General features: G+C 35.9%; 21 protein-coding genes. 14 read left to right on the forward strand and 7 right to left on the reverse strand.

Features of this window, described 5'->3' with window-relative positions; all coding sequences use genetic code 11:
• Window positions 1-48 precede the first annotated feature (48 nt).
• A complete protein-coding gene (locus R1T42_RS09980; protein WP_317290235.1) occupies window positions 49-927 on the reverse strand; it encodes a GLPGLI family protein in 879 nt (292 codons plus the stop codon).
• 82 nt (window positions 928-1,009) lie between these two features.
• Window positions 1,010-1,876 carry a GLPGLI family protein gene (locus tag R1T42_RS09985; protein ID WP_317290236.1) on the reverse strand — a complete coding sequence of 289 codons (867 nt, stop codon included), beginning with the start codon at window positions 1,874-1,876 and terminating at the stop codon, window positions 1,010-1,012.
• Window positions 1,877-1,993: 117 nt separating this feature from the next.
• Here R1T42_RS09985 and R1T42_RS09990 point away from each other — a divergent pair, with 117 nt between their 5' ends.
• From R1T42_RS09990 to R1T42_RS10005, 4 genes are read left to right on the forward strand one after another with little or no spacing between them, the layout of a single operon-like run.
• Complete coding sequence (locus R1T42_RS09990) at window positions 1,994-3,496, forward strand: sensor histidine kinase (protein ID WP_317290237.1); 1,503 nt, start codon at window positions 1,994-1,996, stop codon at window positions 3,494-3,496.
• Window positions 3,489-4,178: a response regulator transcription factor gene (locus tag R1T42_RS09995; RefSeq protein ID WP_317290238.1), complete on the forward strand. Its 690-nt coding sequence runs from the start codon at window positions 3,489-3,491 to the stop codon at window positions 4,176-4,178. The genes R1T42_RS09990 and R1T42_RS09995 overlap by 8 nt, the downstream gene beginning before the upstream one ends.
• Window positions 4,179-4,236: 58 nt before the next feature.
• Complete coding sequence (locus R1T42_RS10000; RefSeq protein ID WP_317290239.1) at window positions 4,237-5,028, forward strand: hypothetical protein; 792 nt, start codon at window positions 4,237-4,239, stop codon at window positions 5,026-5,028.
• A 1-nt stretch (window position 5,029) separates the two neighbouring features.
• A complete protein-coding gene (locus R1T42_RS10005; RefSeq protein ID WP_006796088.1) occupies window positions 5,030-5,647 on the forward strand; it encodes a deoxynucleoside kinase in 618 nt (205 codons plus the stop codon).
• 26 nt (window positions 5,648-5,673) lie between these two features.
• Here R1T42_RS10005 and R1T42_RS10010 read toward each other — a convergent pair whose 3' ends face one another.
• The 5 genes from R1T42_RS10010 to R1T42_RS10030 all read right to left on the reverse strand — a co-directional run bounded on the left by R1T42_RS10010 (window position 5,674) and on the right by R1T42_RS10030 (window position 16,293).
• A complete protein-coding gene (locus tag R1T42_RS10010) occupies window positions 5,674-6,702 on the reverse strand; it encodes an App1 family protein (protein ID WP_317290240.1) in 1,029 nt (342 codons plus the stop codon).
• Window positions 6,703-6,788: 86 nt separating this feature from the next.
• A complete protein-coding gene (locus R1T42_RS10015) occupies window positions 6,789-9,254 on the reverse strand; it encodes a sodium-translocating pyrophosphatase (RefSeq protein WP_317290241.1) in 2,466 nt (821 codons plus the stop codon).
• A gap of 141 nt (window positions 9,255-9,395) precedes the next feature.
• Complete coding sequence (locus R1T42_RS10020) at window positions 9,396-12,533, reverse strand: BspA family leucine-rich repeat surface protein (RefSeq protein WP_317290242.1); 3,138 nt, start codon at window positions 12,531-12,533, stop codon at window positions 9,396-9,398.
• A 136-nt stretch (window positions 12,534-12,669) separates the two neighbouring features.
• Complete coding sequence (locus R1T42_RS10025) at window positions 12,670-15,189, reverse strand: DUF5686 and carboxypeptidase-like regulatory domain-containing protein (RefSeq protein WP_317290243.1); 2,520 nt, start codon at window positions 15,187-15,189, stop codon at window positions 12,670-12,672.
• A 123-nt stretch (window positions 15,190-15,312) separates the two neighbouring features.
• Window positions 15,313-16,293: a pyruvate dehydrogenase complex E1 component subunit beta gene (locus R1T42_RS10030; RefSeq protein ID WP_006796092.1), complete on the reverse strand. Its 981-nt coding sequence runs from the start codon at window positions 16,291-16,293 to the stop codon at window positions 15,313-15,315.
• A 297-nt stretch (window positions 16,294-16,590) separates the two neighbouring features.
• Here R1T42_RS10030 and R1T42_RS10035 point away from each other — a divergent pair, with 297 nt between their 5' ends.
• The 10 genes from R1T42_RS10035 (at window position 16,591) to R1T42_RS10080 (ending at window position 24,871) form a co-directional block, all read left to right on the forward strand.
• The gene (locus R1T42_RS10035; RefSeq protein WP_317290244.1) at window positions 16,591-17,337 is read left to right on the forward strand and encodes an electron transfer flavoprotein subunit beta/FixA family protein; all 747 of its coding nucleotides are present in this window, start codon (window positions 16,591-16,593) and stop codon (window positions 17,335-17,337) included.
• A 91-nt stretch (window positions 17,338-17,428) separates the two neighbouring features.
• The gene (locus tag R1T42_RS10040) at window positions 17,429-18,397 is read left to right on the forward strand and encodes an electron transfer flavoprotein subunit alpha/FixB family protein (protein WP_317290245.1); all 969 of its coding nucleotides are present in this window, start codon (window positions 17,429-17,431) and stop codon (window positions 18,395-18,397) included.
• A gap of 91 nt (window positions 18,398-18,488) precedes the next feature.
• Window positions 18,489-19,109, forward strand: a complete 621-nt coding sequence (locus R1T42_RS10045) for a bifunctional nuclease family protein (RefSeq protein ID WP_036584079.1) — start codon at window positions 18,489-18,491, stop codon at window positions 19,107-19,109.
• The gene (locus R1T42_RS10050; RefSeq protein WP_317290246.1) at window positions 19,109-19,627 is read left to right on the forward strand and encodes a Na+ dependent nucleoside transporter N-terminal domain-containing protein; all 519 of its coding nucleotides are present in this window, start codon (window positions 19,109-19,111) and stop codon (window positions 19,625-19,627) included. Before R1T42_RS10045 ends, R1T42_RS10050 begins: the two co-directional genes overlap by 1 nt.
• A gap of 14 nt (window positions 19,628-19,641) precedes the next feature.
• Window positions 19,642-20,583 carry a NupC/NupG family nucleoside CNT transporter gene (locus tag R1T42_RS10055; RefSeq protein WP_394805721.1) on the forward strand — a complete coding sequence of 314 codons (942 nt, stop codon included), beginning with the start codon at window positions 19,642-19,644 and terminating at the stop codon, window positions 20,581-20,583.
• A 126-nt stretch (window positions 20,584-20,709) separates the two neighbouring features.
• The gene (locus R1T42_RS10060) at window positions 20,710-21,108 is read left to right on the forward strand and encodes a thymidylate synthase (protein WP_317290248.1); all 399 of its coding nucleotides are present in this window, start codon (window positions 20,710-20,712) and stop codon (window positions 21,106-21,108) included.
• Between the two features lie 124 nt (window positions 21,109-21,232).
• Window positions 21,233-22,057, forward strand: coding sequence for a thymidylate synthase (locus tag R1T42_RS10065; RefSeq protein ID WP_317290249.1), 825 nt, complete (start codon window positions 21,233-21,235; stop codon window positions 22,055-22,057).
• A gap of 1 nt (window position 22,058) precedes the next feature.
• Entirely contained in the window at window positions 22,059-22,640 is a 582-nt protein-coding gene (locus tag R1T42_RS10070; protein ID WP_042247294.1) for a hypothetical protein, read from the forward strand.
• A gap of 102 nt (window positions 22,641-22,742) precedes the next feature.
• A complete protein-coding gene (egtB, locus tag R1T42_RS10075; RefSeq protein ID WP_317290250.1) occupies window positions 22,743-23,909 on the forward strand; it encodes an ergothioneine biosynthesis protein EgtB in 1,167 nt (388 codons plus the stop codon).
• Entirely contained in the window at window positions 23,906-24,871 is a 966-nt protein-coding gene (locus R1T42_RS10080) for an L-histidine N(alpha)-methyltransferase (RefSeq protein WP_317290251.1), read from the forward strand. The genes egtB and R1T42_RS10080 overlap by 4 nt, the downstream gene beginning before the upstream one ends.
• The last annotated feature ends 6 nt before the right edge of the window (window positions 24,872-24,877 follow it).

The following is a 24,877-nucleotide window of genomic DNA, read 5'->3' on the forward strand; positions in this document are numbered from 1 at the left end:
GCGAGAAGGTTAATCTCGCATTTATAGAAAGGTATTTCATGAAGTAGCTTATCGACCACCACGACCGCCACGACCACCGCGACCACGTTGTCTAAAAGCTTCCATTTTTTCTTTTAATATAGCATCATACTCTGCCTGCGTAACTTCTTCTCCTTTTTTCTCTGGCTTGATTTCATCACGCTCTTCAGGATTAATAGTTATCTGAGAACATAGTAAAGTTGTATTCCCTGCGTTAACTTCTAGAATTAAGCCAGGTAAACCGCCATAAACGTCAGGCCCATGTTGCACTGGGATCTCTGGAGTAAACCATGCTGTCACTACTATTTCATCAGGCTTTTCAAACATTTCTGTAGGATCACCTGTTGCTTGGGCAATACTGTCTTTTTTCTTTTGCGCTGCTTGTTCTTCAGCATTTTCTCCACGCCTTCTTCTGAAATTACTCCAGTCAAACTCTCCACTTGGCATCGTTGCTGTTGCTTTAATCGCGGTGTAGTTACCAATCTTTCTTGACTCTCCTGTAATCTTCCATTCTAATAATGGCAAAGAATCTTTTATTAAGAAAGTTTTACCCATCATGTCACGTTGCTCGACAAACATTCCTTCGGTTACATTTTTATACTTTTCACCGGCCAGCATGGTTCCAAGAAAACCACCAAAACCGCGGCCTTGACCAGGTGCCTCAAGGGCAACTTCTTCTTTATAGGTGGACTCCGTACGATTAAATTTGAGGACAAATGTCTTTTCAGTCATTTTCTTCATGTTTTCTTCAATACGCTTGCGACGTTCAGGAGTCATCTCGCGATCTCCTTCCGTCCAACTGTTGTCAATTTTTACCTTAGACATGTAAGTGGCCTCACCATACATATCCTGAGCATTCATCGTAGTAGCACCTAGTACTACAGCAATTAGAAGTAATATTTTTTTCATAGTCTTGTAAATATAATCTGGCTAAAATTAGCTAGAAGCTTTCTTTCAAAAGTTAAGACTATCAAAAAGTATAAAGGTTTAATTATCCACCTATGGTTTGAATAATAAAACCACTGCCGTTACCTCGACGCTCCATCATTTCATCAGACTTCTTTTTTTGTAGTTTATCAAAATCTTCTTGATTAATCTTTTTACCACTTCTAGGTTTTTTTAAATCTAATTTTTCTTCAGGATTTAAAACGATCTCTTTTAATAGTATAGTGGTTTCCTGTTGCTGTACCTCTACAATTAAACCTGGCAGACCATGATATTCTCCTGGACCATTACTTACTGGTATGTCTGGCGTGTACCAAGCTGTTATAGTAGGATCATAATCAACAACCATTGATGTGATACTGCTATTCCCCTCATCATCTTCTTTCTCTATTTCTTCTTCAAGTTCTTCTTCAACTGGCACATAAATAGCTTTAAAACAGTTGTACTGACCTATCATTTTGGTCTCACTTAACAGTTGCCACTCATAATTAGGCAATTCATCTTCAATGACAAAATCTTTACCCATGATGTTACCTTGCTTGATATAGCTATTCTCTTCAATGTTTTTATAGATAGTACTACCTACTCCACCACTGGCAGAAAAGGAGATAGAAATCCCATTTGCAGGTCCGCCTGGAGTTGCAAGCTCTTTTACCTTATCATACGAAGATTCTGTTCTTGTAAATTCAAGAGTATATTCCTGTTTACTACCTTTTTTTAATTGATCCATCATGGCTTTTACAATTGGATCGCTTTCGGCTTTTTTAGTCATTGTTGAATCTTCTGGCAGATCAAACTTTGTAAATGCGATGTAGGTTGCTTTTGCTTTAAAATCTTGCTGTGCTTGTGCGGTATACGCTTTCGCGAAAGCGAGAATTAAAAAGCTGATCAGTGTAATTTGTATCGGTTTCATAATTGTTGTTTTTTGATGACTCAAAGATGTAGTAATTAACTCAAATACAGCGTTAACCAACGTTAACGAGTGTTAACCAGCTTTTTTACAAGGCTTTATTATTGCACCTTTGATAATATGAATGAGAGATCTTACAGATATTTACTTTACTTAATTAGTGTGGTTATTACGATCACACTAGCCATACAAGTATATTGGAATTATAAAAACTTTAAAGAAAGTGAGCGCCAGTTAAAAACGGATCTTCAAACGACACTAGACCAAAGCGTAGAGGATTATTTTACTCTACGTGCAAAAAACAACACCATAAGCTTTATTAATAATGGTGATAATGAGTTTGGTATCACAGAAGTTTTTGAGCAATTTGACTTTGAAGATCTTGATGAAAATGATGAACTAAGATTCCCAGATAGTGTCGACATAAAAGGAATTACTATTTTAAAAGGTATACATGCAGATACCTTACCTAGATTTAAAGTAAAATCAAAAAATAATTTACCTGAGATGCTTATAACAGATCAAAAAGGTAAAGACTCTACCTCAATTAGAATCTCAAATCTAAAATTTGAGGACGAAGAGTCTGTAACAGAAATACAAGAACTTACTAACCGCATCGTGTTCTCGATTAAGTCTGACAAATTAAGAGTTGAAAAGGTAGATAGTATATTTAGAAATCAGCTTCAAGCAAAAAACATCTCTATCAATCATCAATTAGTTTATAAAACACTAGATTCTACATACCAGACAATAGTTCATTCTTTTCCAGGTGATACACTTATTAGTTTATCTGAGCTTATCGATGACGAGAATAAACTTGAATTGACTTATAGCGGTTTAAATACTAATGTATTAAAACGTAACCTTACTGGCATATTGCTATCTACTTTACTAATTGCTAGCATCATTTTGTGTCTGTTCTACCTATTAAATATCATTAAGAGACAAAAGAACTTAAATGCGATGAAAAATGACCTCATCTCAAATATCACCCATGAATTTAAAACACCTATTGCAACAACCAGTGCTGCTCTAGAAGGCGTGCAAAACTTTACAAACTCCGGTGATATGGAGAAAACTGATCGCTATCTCAATATGGGTCGCGAGCAACTGGACAAGCTTAATAATATGGTAGAAAAACTATTGGAAACCGCAAGTCTAGATGGTAAAGAACTAGCCTTGCAAAAAGGAGAACTAGTCATCGCTGATATGATTGATGTTTTGGTTTCAAAGTTTAAATCACAGACCTCTAAATCTATTAACTTCATAAATCATACGAGTGATTCAAATTTTGCAGGTGATGGATTTCATATAGAAAATGCTTTTAATAATCTTATAGATAACGCTATTAAATACGGTGGCACAAATATTCAACTAGAACTTTATAAATCTGCACAACAGTACGAACTTCTCGTAACTGATTCTGGAACTGGATTAACCGCCAAAGAATCAAAGCAAATTTTTAATCAATTTTACAGAGTTCCTAAAGGAAACGTGCATGATGTAAAAGGATTTGGTATAGGACTGTATTACACAAAATCTATAATTGAAAAGCATGGTGGATCTATTACCGTTGCTACTAAGCCTACTACTCAATTTAAAATAGTCTTGCCTTATGAATAAAGAAAAGACACACATATTATTAGCCGAGGACGAGCCAGCACTAGGTATGATCATTAAGGAAAGTCTAGAAACCAGAGGCTTTAACGTTACCCATTGTATGAATGGGGTGCAGGCTTATGAGTCTTTTGAGAGTCACCATCCACAAATCGCGGTACTCGATGTGATGATGCCCGAATTAGATGGTTTCTCATTAGCAAAAAAAATAAGACAGGTGAATGAAGAAATGCCTATCATCTTTTTAACAGCAAAATCGCAGACAGAAGATGTTCTAGAAGGCTTTCATGTAGGTGGTAATGATTACCTTAAAAAACCTTTTTCTATGGAAGAGCTTATCGTGCGCATTAACAATTTACTATCTCGACAACAGACCCAGCAAACTGCAGCTAATTATCAGGTAGGTGATTATACCTTTAACTTCCCACAACAACGATTAGCTTATCGATCTCATGAACCTATTAAATTAACACATCGAGAAGCGCATTTATTATATCACCTTTTAGAAAAGAAAAATACCGTTTTAGATCGCACTTTTATTCTCAAAAAGCTATGGGGCAACGATGACTTTTTCTCTGGCCGTAGTATGGATGTGTTTATTTCAAAATTGCGTAAAAAACTAGCGCAAGACTCACAAATAGAGATCGTAAATGTGCGTGGTTATGGTTATAAACTTATCGCTCCATAAACACAGACTTTTTTAAGCATCAAGACATCAATTGAATAATTGTTTGTATTTTACAATAATGAAATGGACGCTTCTGCTCTTCTTAATAAGCTCGTATAATTTAATTGCACAAATCTCTACTGATAATAGCATATCGCTATCATGCGATTCCTTTTATGGTGTGGATGATTTTGAGAGTATATATTACAGTACCGATAACGTTCTATATAAAAAATCAGAATCTAAGCGATTAGAGTTTTTTGACATACAACTAGGTGATATTACCAGTGTAGACATCATCAATCCATTAAAGATATTAGTATTCTATAGAGATACACAAACTCTAGTTTTTTTAGATAATCGTTTAAATGAGCAACAACGACTCAACTTTAATACTCTTAAACCTCAACGATTTATAGAACATGTACGACTAGCTGGCGAGCGACGTTTGTGGTTATATAATCTAGACTTATCCAGGTTAGAACTCTATGATTATACAAATCATAAATTAGTGAATAGCACAACACCTGTAAAAGAACCCGTTATAGAGATGCAAAGTGACTATAATTTCTGTCATCTAATCACTGAAAAAGGCATCATAACATACAATACATATGCGAGTGAAACCAGTCGTATAATTGAAGAATTAAAACTGCCTGTGGCCTTTGACTTTGAGCAACTGGGCTTTCAAACAGATAGAGGTTGGAAATGGTATCGATTTGATAAAGAATTTCGCTTTCGCGAAAGCGAAATCACCACATCTTTTTCTCAAGAATACTCGCCAGAATCGCTTTATCTAAAGGGTGGAAAACTTTATCTTTACCACCAGAAACGCTTGCACGTTCAAACTATCAACCTGAAGAAACCTTAATATGCACATTGCTGTCGCCGGAAATATAGGAGCTGGAAAAACTACTCTTACTAAACTACTTGCAAAACATTATAAATGGACACCTCAATTTGAGGACGTTTTAGAAAACCCTTATCTAGAAGATTTCTATACAGACATGGAGCGATGGTCATTTAACTTGCAAGTGTATTTTTTAAACAGCCGATTCCGTCAGGTATTAGAAATACGTGAGAGCGGTCAGAAAATCATTCAAGATCGTACGATTTATGAAGACGCAAGCATATTTGCGCCTAATTTGCATGCGATGGGTCTATTATCTCAACGTGATTTTGACAACTACTCATCACTATTTGATTTAATGGAGAAACTAGTTGCCGCTCCAGATTTATTAATCTATTTACGCAGCTCTATCCCTAATCTAGTAAGCCAGATTCACAAGCGTGGTCGTGATTATGAAAACACCATCTCAATTGATTATTTAAGTCGTCTTAATGAGCGCTATGAAGCTTGGATCCACGGCTATGATAAAGGAAACCTTTTAATCATAGATGTAGACAATATTGATTTTGTAAATAATCCTGAAGATTTAGGTGATATCATCAATAAAATTGACGCAGAACTTACTGGGCTTTTTGCTTAGCATTTATCGATTAGCAGACGATTCAATTAGATAATCCATCCCATTTCACGGGCGTGAATTACGGCCTCTTTAGATTCTTGAACGAGTAGCATTGGACATATGGTAAAAGAGTCTGCAATGGATTTTACTCGAGCCATTTTCTTATCATGATTCACAGACCTTAAATAGATGGCCATAATACGGTCAGGATATTGCTGTGCAACATCTTTATAATAATCAACATCATGCTCGCCACTATCGCCTATGAGAATGAAATTCATGTCTGGATAGTGCTTTAAAATATTGAGCAACTCATGTACTTTATGAGGCCTTTTTAATTTAGGCGTTCTATCCCATGGTGTGGGAAAATCTCTGAGAAGAATAGGTCCTTTAGGAAAACCATGAAAATCTAAGAACTTCTCGAGGTACTTATATAAATTCCACGGACTATTGCTTAAATAAAACATCGGGTTCTGATCGTTACCGGATGGTCCTCGATGTAACAATTGATATAAACTTGCAGCGCCTTTTAATGGTAACCTACGATCATAGTTTTTAAAAAAGGTATTGAATGCAACACGTATTTTTAAAAAACTAGTAACGCCAGTATGCATAATGGTGTCGTCTATATCGCTTATCACTCCATAAACAGCACTTTGCGGCGGTATTAATGTTTCACCATTGAAACTATTCTTGGCAAGTCGTTTTTGCTTTTTTGCTTTCGTGAAAGCGGCATTATCCTCATCAAACTTTACAGCCAGACTTAAGTAGCCTTCATCATCAGATAGATCTTCTAGGTCTATGTCTACTGTGATATCAAACAAAAAATAACCTTCATGATCAGCCTTGGTCTCAAACTGTGTGCCGTTAGGCAGCGTTAATCCTACTGATGCATTACGTATCTCATCAGTCTTAAATGTACGCCAGGTGTTGCGCAGTGTCTGGTAAAAGGTTTGCTGTTCATAATGTTTAAGAGGTTGATCTTCTAGCGCACGACCACGTATATACAGGTGGTTTTTACCGCTATAAGTGCGGTAAATATCTAGAATCCAAGGATCTCTTTTAAACAGTGCCATGACGTGAAAATAAGTAATAAATGGTTGATATAAAAAGTCCCATTCTAGCAATGCCAGAATGGGACTTAGTTACTTGTATCCTAAAACTATTTAAAGTTAATTACCTCTTGATTGAGAGCCTTTATTTTAGCCTCAACTTGCGCTTCTGTTCCCACATACCTATGAGACTTAGTTATCGTCGCACCATTTGCAGACGATTTATAAGTAACATTTGCAGTGACTATACCTGTTTCTGCATCTACAGATTTTTGAATATCCATGTTTTTATAAAGTGAGCTCGTCTCTTCATTGTTCTGCACGACTTCTTGCTCGATCTGTTGCGTGATAACACTTACCTGTCCATCTGTTGCATGACCACCCAAGATAGGTGCTATAACTAGACCTATTAAACACGTAAGTTTAATCAAAATATTCATAGAAGGACCAGAAGTATCTTTAAAAGGGTCACCTACTGTATCACCAGTTACGGCAGCTTTATGCGCATCAGAACCTTTAAAAATCATCTCACCATTGATTTCAACACCAGCTTCAAAAGATTTCTTTGCGTTATCCCATGCTCCACCAGCATTATTTTGGAAAATAGCCCAAAGAACACCACTTACTGTTACACCAGCCATGTAACCACCTAACATCTCAGCAATCGCAAGCGGATCCATTCCAAATATCATAGGCACGAATGCAATTACCAGTGGGAAGCCAATGGTTAACAAACCGGGCAACATCATTTCTTTAAGAGAAGCTCGTGTAGAAATATCTACACACTTATCATATTCTGGTTTCCCAGTTCCTTCCATGATTCCAGGAATATCTCTGAACTGGCGACGCACTTCTTCTACCATTTCCATGGCTGCTTTACCAACTGCGTTCATCGCAAGTGCGCTAAATACAACTGGTACCATTCCACCTACAAATAGCATCGCAAGCACTGGAGCTTTATAAATATTTATTCCATCAATTCCCGTAAAAGTCACATATGCTGCAAATAGAGCTAGTGATGTTAAAGCTGCACTCGCAATAGCAAATCCTTTTCCAGTAGCCGCTGTAGTGTTACCTACCGCATCTAGAATATCAGTTCGCTCGCGTACAATAGGTTCTTGTTCGCTCATCTCTGCAATACCACCAGCATTATCTGCTATAGGACCAAATGCGTCGATGGCTAATTGCATAGCCGTAGTGGCCATCATAGCACTAGCTGCAAGAGCCACACCATAGAATCCTGCAAATGCGTAAGAAGCCCATATCGCACCAGCAAATAATATTACTGATGGGAATGTTGATATCATACCTGTCGCTAGACCAGCAATGATGTTTGTTCCTGCACCTGTAGAAGATTGCTGTACAATTTTAAGAATAGGTTTTTTACCTAATCCTGTGTAGTATTCTGTTACAGATGAGATGACTGCACCTACCACAAGACCTACTAGAGTTGCATAGAATACGTTCATAGAAGAAATATTCATTACTCCTTCGCCATAAAAATTCATTTGCATCGTGTCTGGCAACATCCATACACATAGACCATAACATGCTGCAGCAACTAGTACGATAGAAGTCCAGTTACCTACATTTAAGGCTTTCATTACTTGAGATTCTTTTGCATCATTACTGGTGATTTTAACCAGCATCATTCCTATAACTGAAATTATAATACCTACACCAGCAATAGCCATAGGTAATAAGATAGGACCTATCCCACCGAAACCTTCACTTACAATATCGCCCTGCATATCTCTTATCACATAATTACCTAAGACCATTGCTGCAAGAACTGTTGCTACATAAGATCCAAAAAGGTCAGCACCCATTCCGGCTACATCACCTACATTATCACCTACGTTATCTGCAATAGTGGCTGGGTTACGAGGATCATCCTCAGGAATTCCAGCTTCTACCTTACCTACTAGGTCAGCACCTACGTCTGCCGCTTTAGTATAAATTCCACCACCTACACGGGCAAAAAGCGCAATAGACTCAGCACCTAGTGAGAATCCAGCGAGTGTTTCGAGCACGATAGTCATTAAATCACCTGGTGTTCTCATTTCTCCCATAAATTCTGTTGCTGCCCATTCTCCATTCATAAATACATGAAAGAAAATGATAAAGAATCCAGTAAGACCTAGAACTGCAAGTCCTGCAACACCAAGTCCCATTACAGATCCACCACCAAAGGATACACCTAACGCTTTGGGCAAACTAGTACGAGCAGCTTGAGTTGTTCTTACATTAGTCTTTGTTGCAATTTTCATCCCTATATTACCTGCATATGCCGAAAATATGGCGCCACAGATAAAAGCGATGACAATCATCCAGTGCGTAGAAGGAACTACAAAAGACACAATAGCAAGTAGAACACTTACTATGATAACAAAAAATGCTAATAATTTATATTCTGCTTTTAGAAAGGCGAGCGCACCTTCATAGATGTGATCTGAAATCTCTTTCATTTTCCCATCTCCTGAATCTTGTTTCAAGACCCAAGATTTCTTAATAAACATGTAAAGTAATCCTAGAGCTGCCATTAATAATGGCATGTAAATCATGTATGATTCCATATGTTTTGTTTTGTTTGGTTTTATAAATCTAGCTAATGTAATAAAATTATGTTAACAAAACTATAACGTTATAGTACTAAGATTATTAGGGATTCGCTTTCGCGAAAGCGAATACAAACAAAATTTACAATGGCATATACTTTATTGCTTCAACAACTTTTTTATAGCTTTATGATCTGCGTTTGAAATTTCCACAAAATAAAGTCCTGATGACAAATTTTCTAATTCAAGCGTGTGACTTAAAGTAAACGATGAAAAAGAGCTATTAAACACTACCTGACCAGAAGTGTTATAAATAGTAATATGCTGAAAACTTATGTTACTAGAGATAGCAACCAGACTGTTTGCTGGGTTAGGAACTAGCTGTAATTGAAACAAATCACTATCTGTTACACTTGCAGGAACGGCAACAGCTGTTGTCTCGAGATTTGTAATAATAGGCGCATTAAAATCAAAGTAAATCTCAGCTTGATTAGAAAAATCATCTCCTAAAACCAGTGTATCTATGGTTTTAATTTTAAACAGTACATAACCTTGACTCGCAGGAGCGGTAAATGGTAGATTAATATTCTCAAACAAGAACTCTACTTTGTTACCTTCAGTTATAGTAGTCGTATAATCATGACTGGCACTTAATGGTGTTAAGGTCGAAATATCGTGAGTAGTTGTATCAATATAATCTACAATACGTACGTTAATCGCACTAGCTGTTCCTTCATTTTCAAAACGGATTCTGTAATGCACATACTCTCCTACTTCACTGGGTAAAATAGTTGGGCTTTGTAAACAAGTTTTATCATTAGGATCATAAGAATTAACAACAACTTGCTGTAAATCAAACACATTATCCAGTGGCGTATCATCGTTAGCAGTTGGGTTGATGGTCGCATTAAAATTAATGATTTCACCGCCGCCTAAAGGAAAATTAGAGACGGTCGGGCTATTTAAATTCATAGAAAATTCAATCTCACGAGTTTCAAATGGGTCAAGATTTGAGAAACTCCAGTTTAAAGAACCTACACTGCTGGTAGTCACCACAGGATTTGCCGTTAAGAAATTCATATAATCATCTTCATAATTGAAATCTAAAGAACCTGATAAAACCGTATTTCCTTTATTCTTATAAATGAGTTTATAGTCGGTATCAAAACCTGGTCTTGCTTGTTCTAGTGGTAGAATGGTTACTTCTAGGTCGTCTATTGGAGAAGTTGCGGTTAGACAAAAGTCTTGGGTTATTGTTGAAGTATTGGCAAGTGTAACAGATGCGCTTTGTGGACTGCTGGTAAATAGATTTAAATCTAAAACTGGAGTAATCGTATAAGTCCCTGAAGGTAAATTTACATTGTACAAACTTTGAGAATTATAAATTATTATCTGATTTAATCCATCATCCAATAATAATCCAACTTGGTCTGTAGTGACATCATTTACAGTACAACCATTATTATCTAAATCAAACAAAACGTTTCCATTCAAAACATTTGTAGCACAAGTAGATGATTGTGTATCGCCATAAAATGTCCAACCATTCTGTATTAAAGTATCTCTAGATAAAAAATCACAATACTCTAAACCAAATACCGACATAGTTCTACTAGATAAGTTTAAATCAACCAACCTTCTTAGAATTAGGTCATAATTCTGACTATCTAAGCCACTATATCTAATGAATTGAGTCAAATTTACTGAATTGTTAAAGTTCCAATTGTACAAGTTTTGATTAAAGCCAAGCGCATCTCTAAGTAGATAATACATATCAGTTACATTGGAAATGTCCCAGCTATTTAATGGTTGATTAAAAGCTAATGCATTTTGAAACATAGATCGCATATTCGTAACATTAGATACATCCCAATTATTTAAGTTTTGATTGAATGAATCTGCACCTTGAAATGTCTGCTTCATATTAGAGACAGACGAGACATCCCAATTTCCAATAGGTTGATTAAAGACAGTTGCTCCTGCAAACATATTAGTCGTCCAGTTAACATTTGAGGTATTCCAATTACTTATTCCACCATTAAAAGCAATAGCATCTTCAAATGTACTATCCATATAGAGTACACTTGAAGTATCCCAATTGTTGAGTGATTGATTAAAAGAAATAGCGCCCTCAAACGTTGATTTCAAACTTGTCACGTTTGAAATATTCCATGTATCTATTGGCTGATTGAAACTGATAGCATTTTCAAACATATTATACATAGTGGTAAGACTTGCAGTGTTCCACTGGTCAAGAGGTTGATTAAACATAGTAGCATCTTCAAACATATGCTGCATATCAGTAACACTTGACACATTCCAATTATTTATTGAGCCGTTAAACAAAGAAGCTCTGTAAAACATATATTCCATATCAGTAACATTTGAAACATTCCAAGAGTTAAGTGATTGATTAAATGCTTGAGCATTATCAAACATTCTATTCATTCTTGTAATATTTGAAACATCCCAAGAATTCAAAGGTTGATTAAATGACAATGTTCCTGTAAACATTTGTCTAATATCTGTGACACTTGTAATATCCCATTGGTCTAAAGATTGATTAAATGCCTCGCTATTTGAAAACATTTTATTCATTTCAGAAACGCTGGAAACATTCCAATTATTCAAGGATTGATTAAAAAGCACTGTGTTACTGAACATTTGATTCATACTCAAAACGTTTGAAACGTCCCAATTATCCAATGGTTGATTAAATGCTAGAGCTCCTGCAAACATTGAGTCCATGTTTATGACATTAGACACATCCCAGCTATTCAAAGGCTGATTGTAAATTTCCGTATTGTTAAATGCTCTTTCCATTTGAATAACATTTGACACGTCCCAATTAGAGATATCTGAATTAAAATTATCAGAACCTGCAAATATGTCATTCATAACCGTGACCTGGCTTAGATCCGGAGTATCACTAGCATTAATAGTTAAGTTGTTACAACCTTGAAACGCTTGTAACATAGTTGTCCACTGATTAGTTCCCCATTGATTGATTTCAACAGCTGTATTTCCTGAAATTCTGAAATAATCAATATTTCCAGATACTATTATTGTGTAATTACCATTTGATGTATATGTATGTGAGACATAACTACCACTAGTAGTTTCCGTTTGCCCATCACCCCAATTAATGTTAAGAGTGTTATTACCATTTGGATATAATCTAAAATTAAAATTATTAGGCCAGGGATTGTTATAATCAATAGTAAAAACAAAATCATCAGCAGTCTGCGCACTCGCAAACAACCCAAAAAACAAAAAAACAATCGTAAAAATTCTCATATATAAATCTCTAATATGTTTAAAAACCGCCCACAAAATACGATTAATAGTTAATTGTAAGGAAAATCTTTAGAAGGAAGTATTAAGAGATATTCAAGTAATACTAACCGATTCCGCTATCCAGCGGTATGACATTCTAGAAACTAAACCCAAAACTACCCGTTATTGCCATAGATCGAGCGTCAGGTAAATAGTTGTATCCACCTCTAAAACTTACGTCTAGTCTGAATACTTTGAAGATATTACCTATCCCAGCGCTGTATTCCCAGTAAATATCTTCGGGAGCGAGATAAGTTAAACCGCTTGCATTTAAAGCTACATTTTCATCACTAATCTTTCCATAAACAGCGCGTACTCCTACAAGCTCTCTAAGATTCAAATCACGTAAATATGGAACACGTGAAAAGAGTCTACCATTAAAATTGTGATTTAAGTGAAGAGTCACATATTCATCAGTCACAAATTCATAAAAATTCATGGTATTAAATGCTCCTGTAATATTGAAGTAAGTCTGATTACCAGGAACTACATTTAGTAATGCTAGTGGCACTTCTCCAAACGTCTTACCGGCCTCTACGCGAGCTGTTAATCTACCAAAAGCGCCTATCTGTAGAGGATGACTGTAATAGAATTGTACTTTGTCAAAGTTAAAATCACTTTCTAGTAAACCTTCAAAGCCTCGAGTATAACTAGCAAAAAGAATAGGATACTCACCACTATTGATGATCGTCCTATCTACTCCATAGTTAGAGGTTTTACGGCCTGGTGTATAGGTCATTGTCAGACTAGCATCTGCTTGTCTGGTTTCTGTCTCTATTCCACCTGGTGCATCTGCATCAAAATAATCTAGACTAAAAACATCAGGATTACCACTCTTAATGGTACGATAACTGGTACCTAATCTAAATTCTAGATTATACTTAGGCTCAAAGCTCAATGCTAGTGTAGATAAATTGATACTGGATAAACTGGAGTTATTTCCCGAGGTGATCAAGGCACTTGATGCGAGACTGCGTCCTAACACATCATTTGTATTAGTCAAGCTAGCGCCCAATTGTTCTATATCCCGACGGTTTCCTCCAGAAATGGTTAATCTGCTTTTTTTATCCATTAACCATTTACCAGCGATACCATATTTGAACTGATTATCTCTAAAACCATAAGCACCATAGCCTTCTAATCTCCACATATCATTTGCAGAAAAATAAGTTCTTCCACCACCACGCAACCTTAAGCCTTCTACGTCATTAAAACCAAAAACACTAAAAACAGGCCCTATATCAAAATTGTCAATTTCATAATATCCAGACGCTAGAATGGTCCCTATATTATATAAACGCTTGAATTTCTTATTGGTCTTAAGAGTGTCTAGCATGGTATAGATTTGTTTCTCATCTTTATTGAGTTTTTCTAATCTATTTTCATCCCAGTAAGCCTCATCACGATTATAGATTTCTGGATCATAATCATTGACTCTGCGCTTATAAAAATCTTTATCCTTAGGAATATCAAATTGATAATTATTAAAAAGTGTCGTTCTCTTTCCGTACATACCTTTCGACTCTTCTTTTTTATTAAGCGCAAAATCGCTCATAAAATAATCTCTAGTAATAAGGAAAAGGCTATCATTTAAAACGTCATACTCTTGCTCGATATAAATTTCTTTCACCCAGTTAACATTGGCACTTTTTGTTGCTTGTAGGTTGATCTCCTTAATCGCATAAGAATCTGCCGCTACCCAAAAGTCTCCTTTAAATGTTAACTCACCTTTCCTACGTGGATAATAAATAATATTATATGCTTCAACTCCATCAATAATAGCCGTATCTCTTAAAATATAATTATAAGTATCAATACCGCTTTTACCTACTGGACTAGTAAAACTCTTATCAAAAAATTTAAGATATCTCTCATACACATCAATGTCTGCATACAGGTCCTTCACAAAAGCTATAATCGTTTGATTGTTTGAAAATCCAGAGTTCTTGTTTGCCTTTATATTTTCCTTTTCTTTATTAATTTCATTATCACCATATACGGTAGATAAGGATTCATTAATAAAAATAGGTAGATATGTTTTACCTGTCACATTGCTGGTGTCTGCATAGTCAAATATGAATTCCATACCACGGAAAAGCTTTGAATTTACCATCTGACTATCGATGGTGTTCATATCAAACTCAAGTTTTTCATACTTATCATATTGATATTGCTTGAATTGAGAAAGTCCATTTTTACGACGATTTTCCCATACTTTACGCAAGATGTCAAGCGCTGGGTTATTCTTTTTAGATGTTTTACCGGTATAAATCACAACAGCATCTAGTGCTGCGGCTTCAGTCTTTAAGGTTAAATTGAGCTCAAGATTAACACGGGATTCTAATGTATATGTAAGCGTTTCATAACCTATGAATGAAATCTGAATGGCATCATAATTATTATCAGATTGTAAGTAGAAACGACCATTATCGTTGGTAATCGTTCCTTCACTAGAACCAGGAAAAAAGACATTTGCAAATGGCACACCATCACCAAATTCATCATAGACCACACCACCTACTTTAGTTTGTGCCATGATTGCACTACAACTAAGTACTAAAAGTAGCAGCAATAATTTTATTGAGTTTGCTTTCGCGAAAGCGTTTTTATTTATCATCTCTTTAATTATGAATCTTAATCGAATATATAACGACTTATTGAATTGGGTATTATTTCAAAGTATTTTAAACAAAAAACCCATGAACGATGTCCATGGGTTTTATAATTATTGATTTACAAATTACTTTTTGTACATCACTTTCTTAACTCCATCAACAACGTGAGTGTGATTAGGCAACCACTCTGCAAATAACACTGGAGAGTACGGTGCTGGAGTATCTTGTGTATTAATCTTATAGATAGGCGCATCTAAATAATCAAATGCTTCTGCTTGTACCATGTGAGAAATCTCAGTGGACACGTTACCAAACGGCCACGCTTCTTCAAGAATAACTAATCTATTGGTCTTTTTAACAGATTTTAAAATAGCCTCTTTATCATACGGACGTACTGTTCTTAAGTCGATAATCTCACAAGAAATACCATCTTTCTCAAGCTCGTCTGCAGCTTTATATGCTTCTTTTATAATTTTACCAAAAGAAACGATTGTGACATCAGTTCCTTCTCTTTTAATTTCAGCAACACCTATAGGTAGGATATATTCACCTTCTGGCACTTCTCCTTTGTCACCATACATTTGTTCAGATTCCATAAAAATAACTGGATCATCATCACGTATCGCTGCTTTTAAAAGACCTTTTGCATCATACGGGTTTGAAGGTACAATTACCTTAAGACCTGGTGTGTTTGCAAACCAGTTTTCAAAAGCCTGAGAGTGTGTCGCAGCTAATTGTCCAGCACTAGCTGTAGGGCCACGGAAAACAATAGGACATGGAAATTGCCCACCGCTCATCTGACGAATTTTTGCAGCATTGTTGATTATCTGATCAATTCCTACTAGCGAAAAGTTAAAGGTCATATACTCTACTATCGGTCTATTACCAGTCATGGTACTTCCTATAGCGATTCCTGCAAAACCTAATTCTGCAATTGGTGTATCAATAACACGCTTTGCACCAAACTCGTCTAGCATCCCTTTTGAAGCCTTATAAGCTCCATTATATTCTGCAACCTCTTCACCCATTAAATAAACGGACTCATCACGGCGCATTTCTTCACTCATTGCTTCGGCTATTGCCTCGCGGAATTGAATAGTCTTCATAAATACTACTGTTTATAACAAAAGAACAACAAAAATAGTTTACCCAACCTTAGCACACCACATTTTTAAGATAAAAAATGTCCCTTTGAGGTTATAAAAAAGTGCGTTATGTCATTGAAATCGTTTTCGTAACTGCGTTATGGTTACGTTAAAAAAGCAAGTACACTGATATAATAAAAGTCTCTAATGCTGATTAAGAGCATAAAAGACATTAAATTTATTATGCATGCATAGTTTTTTTAGTGTTTTTTACGTATTTTCGCAAACGTTTGAAAACTCATAATAAAACCGTGAAATATGAAGATTTTAGTTTGTATCAGCCACGTGCCAGATACCACTTCAAAGATTAATTTTACTGACAATAATACTCAGTTTGACACAAATGGTGTTCAATATGTTATTAACCCAAATGATGAATTTGGTCTAACTAGAGCCATGTGGTTTAAAGAAAAACAAGGCGCTAGTGTGGAAGTTGTAACAGTAGGTGGATCAGAAGTTGAACCTACTCTTAGAAAAGCCCTTGCGATAGGTGCAGATAGTGCAACACGTGTTGACGCACCTGCGTTAGACGGTTATGCCGTTGCTCAAGAACTTGCAGCAGTTGTAAAAAACGGCGGTTATGACCTAGTCATTGCTGGACGTGAATCAATAGACTACAATGGTGGTATGGTACCAGGAATGGTAGCTGCCATGACAGGTGCTAGTTTTGTAAACACTTGTATATCGCTAGAGGTAGACGGTAGTACCGCGACTGCAACTAGAGAAATAGATGGCGGTAAAGAAACTGTAAACGCAACACTACCTCTTATCATCGGTGGACAGAAAGGTCTTGTGGAAGAAAGCGACCTAAGAATTCCTAACATGCGTGGAATCATGATGGCTCGTAAAAAACCATTAAATGTGGTGCCATCTGTAGCAACAGCTACAGAAACAAAGACAGTTTCTTTTGAGAAGCCTGCTCCTAAAGGAGATGTGAAATTAGTAGCTGCAGATAATCTAGATCAACTTATTGACTTGTTACACAACGAGGCAAAAGCGATATAATAGATCTATTCTAATTATGCTTTCGCGAAAGCGAAATAACATTATCATTAACAAGTAAAGAGCATCATGCTCTACTAAAAATATTATAACTATGTCAGTATTAGTATATACAGAATCAGAAGGCGGCTCTTTTAAGAAAGCAGCTTATGAAGTTGCGAGCTATGGAAAAGGCATCGCAGACCAGTTAGGAACATCAGTTACAGCTATATCATTTAATGCCAATGGCGCTGGTGATTTAGGAACTTATGGAGTTTCTAAACAACTTAACGTAACAGACTCAAAACTTGAAAAATTTAATGCAGCTGCCTATGCAGACGCGATTGCACAAGCAGCAAAAGCTGAAGGAGCAACGACCGTAATCATAAGCTCAAGCGCAAATTCTAAATACCTAGGCGCTTTATTAAGTGTACACCTAGAAGCAGGATATGCAACTAATGTGATGGAATTACCTGCATCAACTAGTCCATTCACTGTTAAAAGATCAGTCTTCACAAACAAAGCGTTTGCAATGACTGAAATCTCTACTGCAAACAAACTGGTAGGTCTTGCAAATAATTCTTACGGTTTAAAAGAAAACACTACAGATTGTAGCACAGAAGCTTTTACACCTACATTAAGTGATGATGACTTTAAAGTACAGGTTCAATCTGTAGATAAAGCCACTGATAAAGTAAGTATTGCAGATGCAGATGTCGTAGTGAGTGCAGGACGTGGTCTTAAAGGACCTGAAAACTGGGGAATGGTAGAAGAACTTGCAGAAGTTCTAGGAGCAGCAACAGCTTGTTCTAAGCCTGTAAGCGATATGGGATGGAGACCTCATGGAGAACACGTAGGTCAAACTGGTAAACCAGTAGCCACTAATCTTTATATTGCTATAGGAATCTCTGGAGCGATTCAACACCTCGCAGGTGTTAGTTCATCAAAAGTAAAAGTAGTTATCAACACTGACCCAGAAGCGCCGTTTTTTAAGGCTGCAGACTATGGTGTCGTAGGCGATGCTTTTGAAGTAGTACCTGCTTTAATTGAAAAATTAAAAGCATTCAAAGCAGCAAATGCTTAATTCTTAATAATTTGTTAGCTTTAAGGCTGTGCATTATGAGAAAAACACTCATTTTTGCACAGCTTTTTTCATTTATAAAGGGTGTAACTCTATGAGTCTAAAACGACTTAACATACGCGGTATATCATACAGCGAGACACAAAACGGTGCTTATGCACTAGTTCTCAAAGAAGTAGGTGGCGATCGACAGCTTCCTATAGTAATAGGTGCTTTTGAAGCACAAAGCATTGCTATAGCACTTGAGAAAGAAATAAGTCCACCTAGGCCACTTACTCATGATCTTTTTAAAACTTTTGGAGAACGTTTTGGTATAATTGTAAAGCAAGTTATTATTCACAAACTAGTGGATGGTGTTTTTTTCTCAAGCCTTATTTGTGAGAGAGATAAAATTGAAGAAATTATAGATGCAAGAACAAGTGATGCGATTGCACTTGCTGTAAGATTCAAAGCTCCTGTTTTTACCTATGAAAACATCCTAGACGAGGCCGGTGTACAATCACACATCAGACCCGATAAAGAATTACAAGAAGATCCTCTAGATCTAAGCAATGATGAGTTCATTGAAGAACTAATCAATACTGAGCATCACGATGAGGAAGATAATTACAGCCATTTAAGCGTTAAAGAATTACACAAAATGCTAGATGATGCTGTATCGAATGAAAATTATGAACTAGCCGCGCGACTGCGTGATGAAATATCAAAACGATAATGAATCTGCCATCCATACTTTCTCAACGCAATGTGTGTTTGAGTGTTTTATTATTATTTATCTCTTTTACAGCGCAAGCAGTATTGCCATCGTCCAGCAACACTGTGATTCAAGAAATAACTACAAATAACATTTCAATTTCTAACGTCACTGAACCTAATGTGACCTTTGAAAGTATTTACAGAGGACTTATCGGGATCGCATTTTTACTGGGAATAGGATTTGCTTTTAGTGCCAATAGAAGAAAAATAGATTGGCGATTAGTCATTATCGGCATTAGTTTACAAATAATTTTTGCAACCTTATTTTTATTAGTGGAAGAAGTTGCAGCCGTTTTTCAATGGATTGCAGAGAAAGTTGTAGAATTTCTAGCAGTAGCAGAAGAAGGAGCTCAGTTTGTTTTTGGAAATCTTGTAGATCCATCTCAAAGTATGGGTTACATATTTGCTTTTAAAGTGTTACCTACAATCGTTTTCTTTTCAGCATTTACTTCATTACTTTATTACTTTATTATCTAGGTATTTTACAAAAAATCGTTTATGTATTTGCTTGGGTTATGAGTAAAACCATGCGTTTAAGTGGTGCAGAATCCCTTGCTGCAGCAGCAAATATTTTCATCGGTCAGACGGAAGCTCCATTAGTAGTAAAGCCATACTTAGACAAAATGACAAAATCAGAAATTCTTTGCTTAATGGTTGGTGGAATGGCTACTATAGCCGGTGGAGTTCTTGCTGCCTTTATCGAATTTCTAGGTGGTACAGATCCCATAGCTAAAGCAGAATTTGCTAGACACTTGATAACAGCATCTATTATGAGTGCTCCAGCTGCAATTGTGATGGCAAAAATGCTTTTCCCTGAAACAGACACAGATAAAATAGACCGCAAACTAGATATCTCTAAAGAAAAAATAGGTTCCAACGTTCTAGACGCTATCTCAAGAGGAACAACAGATGGTCTTAAACTTGCTGTTAACGTAGGTGCCATGCTATTAGTATTTACCGCAATTATCGCTGTAGTCAACTGGTTTCTAGGGGATCTTATAGGTGCACCTAGCGGACTTAACGATTTAATAGTGGACGCTACTGATGGACGTTATCAAAAATTCTCCATGCAATATATTTTAGGTAATTTATTTGCCCCAATTGCATGGATTATAGGTGTGCCTGCTGCAGATATTGTAGCCGTAGGTCAGTTATTAGGTGAGAAAACAATTCTTAATGAATTCTTTGCATATGCTTCATTAAGTAAATTAAAAGCCGCAGGCGTGTTGACTAACTATCGATCTATAGTTATATCGACATATGCTCTTTGTGGTTTTGCAAACTTTGCTTCTATAGGTATTCAAATAGGAGGAATAGGTGTATTAGCTCCTAGTCAACGCAAAACATTAGCTGCTTTTGGTATCAAAGCTTTAATAGGCGGTACTTGTGCCGCATTACTTACAGCAACTATTGCAGGAATGCTTTTTGGATAATTAAGATTACAACAACTGCTTAAATATTTAAACCTTTAATCCTATTACAAGGGCACTTCTTAAACAAGAAATGATTTTTTAAGAAAATTTTAATAACTTTGCTTACCTAAAATTTGGTTTAAAGTTATGTTACCATCTGATCATATTACACATGCAAACCACCATTTTCAATATGATTTTGGCAATCTTTATTGTTTTGACAATTATGTAATTGGTATTATAAATGACCAAATTAATATTGGCACCACAGAAGCAAAAACTATTCTTAACGACTTGAACAAGTATTTTACAGGCAAACAATTTGTATACATTGCTAATCGAGCTTTTTCACATAATATTGATTTATCTGTGTATAAACTAGTAAATCCTAAAAAACTAGTAGGGATTGCCATAGTATCACCTCATGAAAATGAAATAGAGCGCGCAGTTGAAGAACAACAATTATACTCTGGCTCTTTTGGTTTATTTAAAAATGTAGAAAGCGCTATTGCCTGGGCTAACACCTTTCAAAAAGTAGAAGGATAGTTTTAAAACCCGTTGATAAAGTTTTTATTTTTAAATTTATTTTTCAGTAGATTGGATAATTAATTCTCCTATTTTGTACCCTACATAGAGTCATTCTTTTATTCTATAATTCAAGCAGGAAAAAATGAAACAGTATCACGATTTACTACAACACATATTAAATGAAGGAACCGATAAAGGTGATCGCACAGGTACCGGAACGAGAAGCGTTTTCGGTTATCAAATGAGGTTTAACCTGCAAGAAGGCTTTCCCATGGTTACCACTAAAAAATTACACCTTAAATCGATAATTCACGAGTTATTATGGTTTCTTACTGGTGATACAAACATAAAATATTTACAAGATAATGGTGTGCGTATCTGGAATGAATGGGCAAATGAAAACGGCGATTTAGGACCTGTTTACGGACATCAATGGCGCAACTGGAATAACGAAGACATTGATCAAATTAAAGATATAATTCACACACTAAAAAACAATCCTAATAGCCGTCGTATGATGGTAAGCGCCTGGAATCCAAGCGTCATGCCAGACACTAGCGTTAGCTTTTCTGAAAACGTGGCAAATGGAAAGGCAGCACTACCGCCATGTCATGCCTTTTTTCAATTTTATGTATCAGACAATAAGCTGAGTTGTCAACTCTATCAACGTAGTGCTGATGTTTTTTTAGGCGTTCCTTTTAATATTGCCAGTTATGCCTTATTTACCATGATGATGGCACAGGTATGCGGTTTTGAATATGGTGATTTTATTCACACTTTTGGCGATGTTCATATATACTCAAACCACATGGAGCAAGTCAAATTACAACTGTCTAGAGAACCTCGCGCACTACCCATTATGAAAATGAATCCAGATATCAAAGATATTTTCAATTTCACATTTGATGACTTTACATTAGAGAACTATGATCCGCATCCAGCAATTAAAGGTGCCGTTGCTATATAGTATGAAATCGATAATTCTACTATTATTTTTTGTTTCAACTTTTACAATTGCCCAAGATACCGACCCTGCATATGAAGATTTTTTGGAAATTGATGATACAGAATACAAGGATTCACCCAGCTTTTATGTAGTTGATTTAAAAATGATATCTTCTGATCCAGGAATGGCTACAGCAAGTTGGGACGCTCACAAATCACTTACTAAGTTCCTAGTAGAGCTTTATGACCCTACTAACAATACATTGTTTCACCGCAAGATTTATAGAGATAAATCAATAGAAATACCAGCTAGTGCAAAATTAGTTGTATCACCTATCCACTTAAATCTTAAGGGAAAATCTAAGACCACTACTCTATCTCAAAGTAATTATAAATTACAGATAGAACAACGCAAGAACATGGAGAAGCTCTTAAAGCAAATGCAAGAGCAAGATAATCGCAATCATCAATCTTCAAAAGAGATTCCATGGCGATGGATTTTTAGAGGTATTGGTTTACTTGCACTAGTCATAGGGTTGATTGCAAGATTTGCTGGCAACAAGGCAGAGTTTAAAGACTATGATAGACGCAACCGAAAGCCTTGATTAAGCACGCTTACGCGAAAGCGACATCATAAACATCCTAACTATTTCACAAAATCCTATTAGTTTGCTAGACTTTTGAAAATTACTTTTAACTTTGAGAGAATGAATTCAAAAGAAAATCTTCTTAAACTGTTTTTAGACACTAGAAAGCATACAGAAGCTTTATGCAAACCATTGCAAAAAGAAGACTATGTAGTGCAACCTATAGTAGATGTATCGCCACCTAAATGGCACTTAGGACACACAACCTGGTTTTTTGAGGAATTCTTATTAGACGGATACCTTGCTGATTATAAAAGATTTCATAGTCAATATGCTTATGTATTTAATAGCTATTATGAAAGTATAGGTGCTCGTGTTGTACGCACAGACCGAGGAAACCTATCAAGACCTAGTGTGGATGAAGTTTATGAATATCGCGCATATGTTACAAAGCACATGGCACAGCTTATTGAAAATCACTGGAACGAGGACCTGATCCCAGTACTAGAAATAGGTATTCATCACGAAAAACAACACCAAGAACTATTACTCACTGATATTAAATATATATTAGGTAATAACCCTTTATCACCTGTGTACGGAAACATAGAGGATGAAGTATTCATAAATAATAAAACTCCTAAATGGCTTGAGATGCCAGCGCAAATCTATGAAGTAGGACATTCTAAAAAGGAGTTTTGCTATGATAATGAGCAACCACGCCATCGCATATTTCTAGAAGCATATCAAATATCTAGCGAGTTAGTTACTTGCGGAGAATGGATAGACTTTATTAATGATGGCGGCTACGCAAATGTAATGCTATGGCACACAGAAGGCTGGGATTGGGTTCAAAAAAACAATATATGCGCACCTATGTATTGGTTTGAAGAAAACAATCAATGGAATCAATACACTTTGAATGGTATTACTGGTATAGATAAATCTAGTGCTATTACTCATGTATCCTACTATGAAGCATTTGCCTTTGCACAATGGAGAGGCATGCGACTACCTACTGAGTTTGAATGGGAAGCCGCACAACAAAAATTTAGTTGGGGAAAAAGATGGGAATGGACAGAAAGCGCTTACCTACCTTACCCTAATTACCAAAAACCTGATGGTGCCCTAGGAGAATATAATGGTAAATTTATGGTGAACCAGAAGGTGCTTAGAGGTAGCTCTGTCGCTACTCCTAACAATCACACAAGATCAACTTACAGAAACTTTTTTCATCCTAATTTAAGATGGCAATTTACGAGTTTGAGACTCGCACAATCTATATGACAAAGCAAGAAACATTTCAATTAGAATTTGAAAATCACGTAACAGAAGGGCTAAAAGCATTTCCTAAATTTTTAAGTTCCAAATACATTTATGATGACCGCGGTGATGAATTATTTCAACAAATCATGGCTCTTCCAGAATATTACCTTACCGAGGCAGAATACAATATTATCGATACTCATAAGGATAACTTAAGAAAGGTTTTTAACACTCATGGAGCGTTTGATCTGATCGAGTTAGGTGCCGGAGATGGTAAAAAAACTAAAGTATTATTAAAAGAACTAGTAACAAACAAAGTAGACTTTACATACATACCAATAGATATAAGTCAACACGCAATTGATGATTTAACTAACTCTCTCACCACATTATTACCAGATCTAGAAGTACAAGGAGAACAAGGAACATATTTTAAAGTCCTAGAAAGACTAGCCACATACAACAAAAGACCTAAAGTCATTATCGTTTTAGGCTCTAACATAGGTAACCTTGACCATCCTCAAGCAATAGATTTTTTGATAAAAATCAAAGACGTAATGTCTGACCAAGATTTTCTTTTTATGGGGTTTGACCAAAAGAAAGACCCATTAACAATTCAGCATGCATATGCCGATTCTCAAGGAGTGACTCAAGAGTTTAATCGCAACTTATTACATCGTATCAATAAAGAAATGGACGGAGACTTTCCAGTCAACAACTTTGAACATTGGGAATCTTACGACCCAGAAACAGGCACTGCAAAAAGCTACCTGATAGCAACAGAACCTTGTGTTGTAGAAATTAAAAGATTACAACTAAAGACTACTTTCAAAAAATGGGAAACTATACACTGTGAAATATCTCAAAAATATGATGACGATACCGTAGAGTGGTTAGCAAATAAATCAGGTTTAGAAATTGAAAAGATTTATGAAGATCATCAAAAGCTCTTCAAGGATTATTTATTTAAAATAAAAAAATAAAAGTTT

The sequence above is a fragment of the Nonlabens ulvanivorans genome (assembly GCF_032922765.1).
GTDB lineage: Bacteria > Bacteroidota > Bacteroidia > Flavobacteriales > Flavobacteriaceae > Nonlabens > Nonlabens ulvanivorans.

Coding starts and splice junctions, on each gene's coding strand:
- R1T42_RS09980 (WP_317290235.1), bottom strand. CDS start 927: ATGAAAAAAATATTACTTCTAATTGCTGTAGTACTAGGTGCTACTACG.
- R1T42_RS09985 (WP_317290236.1), bottom strand. CDS start 1,876: ATGAAACCGATACAAATTACACTGATCAGCTTTTTAATTCTCGCTTTC.
- R1T42_RS09990 (WP_317290237.1), top strand. CDS start 1,994: ATGAATGAGAGATCTTACAGATATTTACTTTACTTAATTAGTGTGGTT.
- R1T42_RS09995 (WP_317290238.1), top strand. CDS start 3,489: ATGAATAAAGAAAAGACACACATATTATTAGCCGAGGACGAGCCAGCA.
- R1T42_RS10000 (WP_317290239.1), top strand. CDS start 4,237: ATGAAATGGACGCTTCTGCTCTTCTTAATAAGCTCGTATAATTTAATT.
- R1T42_RS10005 (WP_006796088.1), top strand. CDS start 5,030: ATGCACATTGCTGTCGCCGGAAATATAGGAGCTGGAAAAACTACTCTT.
- R1T42_RS10010 (WP_317290240.1), bottom strand. CDS start 6,702: ATGGCACTGTTTAAAAGAGATCCTTGGATTCTAGATATTTACCGCACT.
- R1T42_RS10015 (WP_317290241.1), bottom strand. CDS start 9,254: ATGGAATCATACATGATTTACATGCCATTATTAATGGCAGCTCTAGGA.
- R1T42_RS10020 (WP_317290242.1), bottom strand. CDS start 12,533: ATGAGAATTTTTACGATTGTTTTTTTGTTTTTTGGGTTGTTTGCGAGT.
- R1T42_RS10025 (WP_317290243.1), bottom strand. CDS start 15,189: ATGATAAATAAAAACGCTTTCGCGAAAGCAAACTCAATAAAATTATTG.
- R1T42_RS10030 (WP_006796092.1), bottom strand. CDS start 16,293: ATGAAGACTATTCAATTCCGCGAGGCAATAGCCGAAGCAATGAGTGAA.
- R1T42_RS10035 (WP_317290244.1), top strand. CDS start 16,591: ATGAAGATTTTAGTTTGTATCAGCCACGTGCCAGATACCACTTCAAAG.
- R1T42_RS10040 (WP_317290245.1), top strand. CDS start 17,429: ATGTCAGTATTAGTATATACAGAATCAGAAGGCGGCTCTTTTAAGAAA.
- R1T42_RS10045 (WP_036584079.1), top strand. CDS start 18,489: ATGAGTCTAAAACGACTTAACATACGCGGTATATCATACAGCGAGACA.
- R1T42_RS10050 (WP_317290246.1), top strand. CDS start 19,109: ATGAATCTGCCATCCATACTTTCTCAACGCAATGTGTGTTTGAGTGTT.
- R1T42_RS10060 (WP_317290248.1), top strand. CDS start 20,710: ATGTTACCATCTGATCATATTACACATGCAAACCACCATTTTCAATAT.
- R1T42_RS10065 (WP_317290249.1), top strand. CDS start 21,233: ATGAAACAGTATCACGATTTACTACAACACATATTAAATGAAGGAACC.
- R1T42_RS10070 (WP_042247294.1), top strand. CDS start 22,059: ATGAAATCGATAATTCTACTATTATTTTTTGTTTCAACTTTTACAATT.
- egtB (WP_317290250.1), top strand. CDS start 22,743: ATGAATTCAAAAGAAAATCTTCTTAAACTGTTTTTAGACACTAGAAAG.
- R1T42_RS10080 (WP_317290251.1), top strand. CDS start 23,906: ATGACAAAGCAAGAAACATTTCAATTAGAATTTGAAAATCACGTAACA.